The organism is Streptococcus sp. CL8.13 (assembly GCF_049737895.1).
This window is the reverse complement of record NZ_JBKOTT010000060.1, coordinates 1-5,390: the sequence shown is the minus strand read 5'-3', so window position 1 is coordinate 5,390 and position 5,390 is coordinate 1. Positions and strand designations below refer to the sequence as shown.

General features: G+C 39.9%; 4 protein-coding genes and 2 pseudogenes. 3 read left to right on the top strand and 3 right to left on the bottom strand.

What is annotated here, in order from left to right; translation table 11 throughout:
• Together ACLNCN_RS03050 and ACLNCN_RS03045 are read right to left on the bottom strand one after the other, a co-directional pair.
• The coding region (locus tag ACLNCN_RS03050; protein WP_424844585.1) for a YhcH/YjgK/YiaL family protein at positions 1 to 203 on the bottom strand (203 nt) is incomplete at its 3' end.
• 502 nt (positions 204 to 705) lie between these two features.
• Complete coding sequence (locus ACLNCN_RS03045; protein WP_424844584.1) at positions 706 to 1,686, bottom strand: acetylxylan esterase; 981 nt, start codon at positions 1,684 to 1,686, stop codon at positions 706 to 708.
• Positions 1,687 to 1,969: 283 nt separating this feature from the next.
• On the opposite strand from ACLNCN_RS03045, the pseudogene ACLNCN_RS03040 reads away from it, so the two are divergent.
• From ACLNCN_RS03040 to ACLNCN_RS03030, 3 genes and pseudogenes are all read left to right on the top strand, one after another.
• A pseudogene (locus ACLNCN_RS03040) lies at positions 1,970 to 2,520 on the top strand (GNAT family N-acetyltransferase).
• Between the two features lie 145 nt (positions 2,521 to 2,665).
• Positions 2,666 to 3,553: an Rpn family recombination-promoting nuclease/putative transposase gene (locus tag ACLNCN_RS03035; protein ID WP_424844583.1), complete on the top strand. Its 888-nt coding sequence runs from the start codon at positions 2,666 to 2,668 to the stop codon at positions 3,551 to 3,553.
• 4 nt (positions 3,554 to 3,557) lie between these two features.
• Positions 3,558 to 3,662: pseudogene (locus ACLNCN_RS03030) on the top strand (Rpn family recombination-promoting nuclease/putative transposase); the annotation flags it as partial.
• A 608-nt stretch (positions 3,663 to 4,270) separates the two neighbouring features.
• Here ACLNCN_RS03030 and ACLNCN_RS03025 read toward each other — a convergent pair.
• A partial coding sequence (locus ACLNCN_RS03025; protein ID WP_424844582.1) for an ATP-dependent DNA helicase RecG occupies positions 4,271 to 5,390 on the bottom strand: 1,120 nt, incomplete at its 5' end.

Here is a 5,390-nt window from a genome sequence, read left to right as displayed (position 1 = left end):
TTTTGGTGAGTTTCAAAGAAAGCTCCTGCTTGGCCATCTGCTAAATATGTAAAGCAATTTCCAAACAATCGATCACCATCGATATCAATCGGACCTTCTGTCAAATTTTCTAGTCCTGTTTTTTCTAGAAAATCTATTAATGTTGCAAAATGTGGATTTACTTTCACATAAGTTTCTAAACGACTAATTTTTGTAATAATCATACCGTATCCTCCTTTCTACATCTAGTTTCACCAATAACTTTTTAAGAGAGAAATACTCTACATTTCATTCTCTAAATTAGTTTTGTTAGCGTTTTCAAATAGAGTATACTTTTTTTTTTTAGCATTTCAACTCTTTTTCTAATTTGGAATTTAGTTTCAAACCTTTTTAACTATGTCAACTATATTAAAAGTACTTTCAAAAATAAGTAGATTTCTTGCAATACTTGTTTCGAGTGCACAAATTAAGAAACAGAAAAAAGAAGAAAGTGGAAAACTCAATTTCAGGAGAAAATGAAGTAGATATAGTATGTTGAAGTTAGAATAGTACGCTACGACTTCTAAAACATTGCTAGAAATTAAATTGACTTTCTTAACAGATTTGTTCACATCTTATTTCAATCTACTATCTTCCCACAATAAAACGCATAATATCAAGGTTTCTTAATCCCCTGATACTATGCGTATTTATGATTTTTAAGATTTTGTGCCTAGAGTCAACCCCTTATTTTAGATATTTAAAAGGAATCGCACTACCACAAAGCCAGTTGTAGACTTGGTCATTGACAAAAACATTCATGGCTTCGTGAGCATATTCAGGCATGATGCGATAGGCCTTATCGCAGGTCAGGCGGTTGTATATCGCAAACTGGGTAATAGGGTAGCAAACATCGTCATCCAAGCCCGTAATCATCTTAACCTCACCCTTGATACGATGGGCAAGATTTTTCACATCGATATAGGCAAGGGTCGCCATGATTTCCTCCTCAGTTTCGTGGAATGGGTCGTGAAACTTGAAATAACGGAACAGTTCGTCATAGGCTTCACTAGTATTGCCTATCTCAAGAACCCGTCTAAAGTCTGATAAGAAGGGATAGATGGTAACTGTTTTCTGAATCCGAGGATTGAGCCCTGCTGCAACCAAGGCTAGAGCCCCTCCTTGCGAGGCACCATAGCTAGAAAGATGCTTCTCATCAACCTGAGGCAGACTAGCAACAATTTCGATCAACTGGTAAATATCTAGATAAACATCCTTATAAAAGAGGTGATCCCGACCTTCCACAGCACCACGGATAATGTGACCCTTGACCGTATTTCCTAGAGGAGAACGTAAGCCATCTTGTGAGTAACCCGACTGCCCCCGCACATCCATAGAAACAACACCATAACCAGCTACGGTGAAGGCTAGCATGTCTGCCCAGTCCCAACCACGTCCCATATAACCATGGAAATGGAAGATTAGTGGAACCTTCTCCTCACTCTTTGGAAGAACGACGCGTGCATAAACCTTGCCTTCATTGGTTCCTTCAAACGTTAACTCATAGCACTTAACTTGAGGAATGTGGAAATTTCTTTCCTCCAACTGGTAGGCTGGAAGAGTTGAAACTTTTTTCACTTCCTCATCCCAGAAAGCATCAAAGTCTTCTGGAACCTCATCCCGTCCTCTATAAGTCTTGATTTCTTCTAACAAAGCTAGATTTTTCATAACATGCTCCTTTTATTTTGTAATCGCTATCACAACTGTAGCATATCTAGAAAAGCATTGCAAGAAAGAAGGGTAAATAGAAAGTGAATTTAGCTTTCCTTTCTTCAAACCTACTGACAGAAAGTATAATCAATTGAATCTAGAATAGTACCAATTAACTTCTAAAGTATTTTTAGAAATTAATGTGAATGTCCCTGTTGATTTGTCTACAGCTTATCTCGATATACTATAGTTTCAATGGCGATTGGACAGAGAATCATTTATCAGAAAGCGAGGTAACATCATGAAAGCAATCGGTACGCAAATGTTACAGACAGAACGTTTGATTTTGAGAAGATTTGTGGAGAGTGATGCAGAAGCTATGTTTCAAAATTGGGCTTCGTCTGCTGAGAATCTAACCTACGTCACCTGGGATCCGCATCCTGATGTTGAGGTCACTCGAAACTCGATTCGTAATTGGGTTGCTTCCTATGCTAATCCTAACTATTACAAATGGGACATTTGCCTCAAAGAAAACCCAGAACAAGTGATAGGAGATATCAGCATCGTTGAAATGCACGAGGAAGATTTAAGTTGTGAAATTGGCTATGTTTTAGGAAAAACTATTGGGGGCGTGGTCTTATGACAGAGGCCTTAAAAGCTGTGTTGGACTTTTGTTTTACTCAAGCAGGATTTCAAAAAGTCAAAGATCGATATGCCAGTCTCAACCTAGCTTCAGGCCGTGTGATGGAGAAGGCAGGGATGTCCTATCTAAAGACTGTTGCAAATGGGGTGGAGAGAAAAGGTCATGTTGCGGATCTCATTTATTATCAGATAAGCGGGGAATACAGATAAGCTTAACATTTATTGCTTATCCTCTGTTCTTATTTTTTATTTACTATTTCATTTATCCTCTCTTTTCCGAATAAATAAGTAAGTAGTGGCAGAGAATCTAGTAAACCTAGATTTAAAAATGTGCTATAATGAAAGGAGAGGAAGAATGATTCTCAGACATCCGGGCATCAGCCCAACCAATGACTTGGTTGCTAAGAAAATCTTTAGCAACCCAGAAATCACTTGTCAATTTATTCGAGATATGCTGGACTTGCCAGCCAAAAATGTGACCATTTTGGAGGGGAGCAATATTCATGTATTGCCTTCCGTGCCTTACTCAGCCCAGGATTTCTATACCAGTATAGACGTCTTGGCAGAGTTGGACAATGGCACGCAGGTTATTATCGAAATCCAAGTTCATCATCAGAATTTTTTCATTAATCGTTTGTGGGCTTACCTGTGCAGTCAGGTCAATCAAAACCTAGAAAAAATTCGTCAGCGAGAAGGTGATACACACCAGAGTTACAAACATATCGCACCAGTATATGCTATCGCTATCGTGGATAGCAACTACTTCCAAGATGATTTGGCCTTTCATAGCTTTAGCATGCGAGAGGATACGACAGGTGAGGCTTTAACAATTACAAACAATGGGCAAGAAAACCATCTGGTCAAGATGGCATTCTTGGAATTAAAAAAATATAGAGAAACCAGCAAAGACGAGGTTCGCAAGCCGTGGTTGGAGTTTTTCGGCAATAAACCCTTTACCCAAGCACCCGAGCGAGCTATCAGTCAAGCAGACCAACTGCTAGACTACAAGAGCTGGTCCGAGGAGGACAGGAAGATGTTTAGTGAACAACGTAGACGCGAAGAACAAGCCTTGTTAGCGCAGGACTATGCCTTGGAAACTGCTAGAGCAGAGGGAGTTGAACAAGGCCTCGAGAGTGGGAAAATCTTTACCTTTCTAGATTTAGTACGCCAACATGTTTTAACTTCCGAATTTGCGAGTGAGCAATTGGGCATGACTGTCGCTGAGTTTGAGGCATTGTTGTAAGACCAGCACTAACTGTCAAGAACATCATCTAGTCAAGATGGCATTTTTGGAATTAAAAAAATATAGAGGAACCAGCAAAGACGAGGTTCGCAAGCCGTGGTTGGAGTTTTTGTAAATCATTAAATCAATGACAGATTTTTCCGTAATAGATGGAAGAATCTGTTTTTTTAGTTATGCTAGATGTTGGCTCTGAAATATTAAGATATAGTTTATTGAAATAAGATATGAACAAAGAAATTAGGAAAGTCAAATTATAGTTAAATGAAATAAAAACTGAACAAATTGATCGCGGAATTCAAACTAATTTCTAAAAATGTTTTAGAAAACTAGGTGTACTATTCCAGATTCAATCTACTATAATTTCTAGAATTTTTTTAGAATCCGCAGTGTGCTATTTTAGATTCAATAAATTGTGCTTTTAAAAACAAAAAAAGAGCATTTTCGCTCTTTCTTCCTTCTCTTCAATATTATTTTTTTGCTTCTTTCTTTTGGAAAGTGGTTTGGTAATTTACTTTAATCGTTACTGTCATGTGAGAGTCCTCGTTTCTTTTTGATGACTCTAGTATAAGGGCCAAACCTGAAAGCTAGCTTAAGTTTTCCTTATAGAAAGCTTATACTCAATGAAAATCAAAGAGCAAACTAGGAAGCTAGCCGTAGGCAGTACTTGAGTACGGCAAGGCGAAGCTGACGTGGTTTGAATTTGATTTTCGAAGAGTATTAATCTAAATGTTCTTTCTTTTCCATATGAAGGGCAATCATGCGCCATTCTGGATCCTCTTGCCAGCCTTCTATAGAACTAATGTAGCTAGCAACCTTTCTGGCTTCTTCTAAAATTGGAAAATCTTCGATAATATCAGCCACTTGGAACTCTGGAATACCTGACTGTCTGGTTCCAAAAATCTCACCTGAACCCCGCATTTTCAAATCTTCCTCCGCAAGGACAAATCCATTGGTGGTTTCTGTCATGATGCGCATGCGGTCTTTCCCAGAATCCGTCTTGGGATTAGCAACGAGAACAGCATAGGACTGCTTATCTCCCCGACCAACACGACCTCTGAGCTGGTGAAGCTGGCTGAGACCAAAGCGATCAGCATCCATGATAATCATGACAGTCGCATTGGGAACATTAACCCCAACCTCTATAACCGTCGTCGAAACCAGAATATCCGTCTTTCTCTCTTTGAAATCCTGCATGATCTGGTCTTTTTCGTCACTCTTCATCTTACCATGTAGCAGAGCAACCTCAGCCTTGCCTGCAAAATGAGCTGTCAACTCCTCTGATAAGGCAATGGCATTTTTCAGATCAAGAGCTTCTGATTCTTCAATCAAGGGAGAGATAACATAGGCTTGAGAACCTTTTTGGATTTCCCCCTCTAACCAAGTCAAGACCTGAGGTAGTTGCTCATGCTTGATCCAGCGTGTCACAATAGGCTTCCGTCCTGCTGGCATCTGGTCAATAATGGAAACATCCATATCTCCAAATGCTGTGATAGCCAGCGTCCGTGGAATAGGAGTCGCTGTCATCATGAGGACATCTGGGTTGTCGCCTTTTTCTCTCAGAACGCGCCTTTGCCCTACACCAAAGCGGTGCTGCTCATCGATGATAATCAAGCCCAGACGAGCATAATCCACCCCATCCTGAATCAGAGCGTGGGTTCCGATAATCAAATCAGCCTCACCCTTGGCAATAGTCTCCAAGACTTCTCTCTTTTCTGCAGCTTTCAAGGAACCTGTCAAGAGAGCCAGTTTCAAGTCTGGAAAAAGGTTCTGTAAACTCTCAAAGTGTTGCTCTGCAAGGATTTCTGTTGGTACCATGAGGGCTGCTTGGTAGCCAGCC

Coding starts and splice junctions, on each gene's coding strand:
- ACLNCN_RS03045 (WP_424844584.1), bottom strand. CDS start 1,686: ATGAAAAATCTAGCTTTGTTAGAAGAAATCAAGACTTATAGAGGACGG.
- ACLNCN_RS03035 (WP_424844583.1), top strand. CDS start 2,666: ATGATTCTCAGACATCCGGGCATCAGCCCAACCAATGACTTGGTTGCT.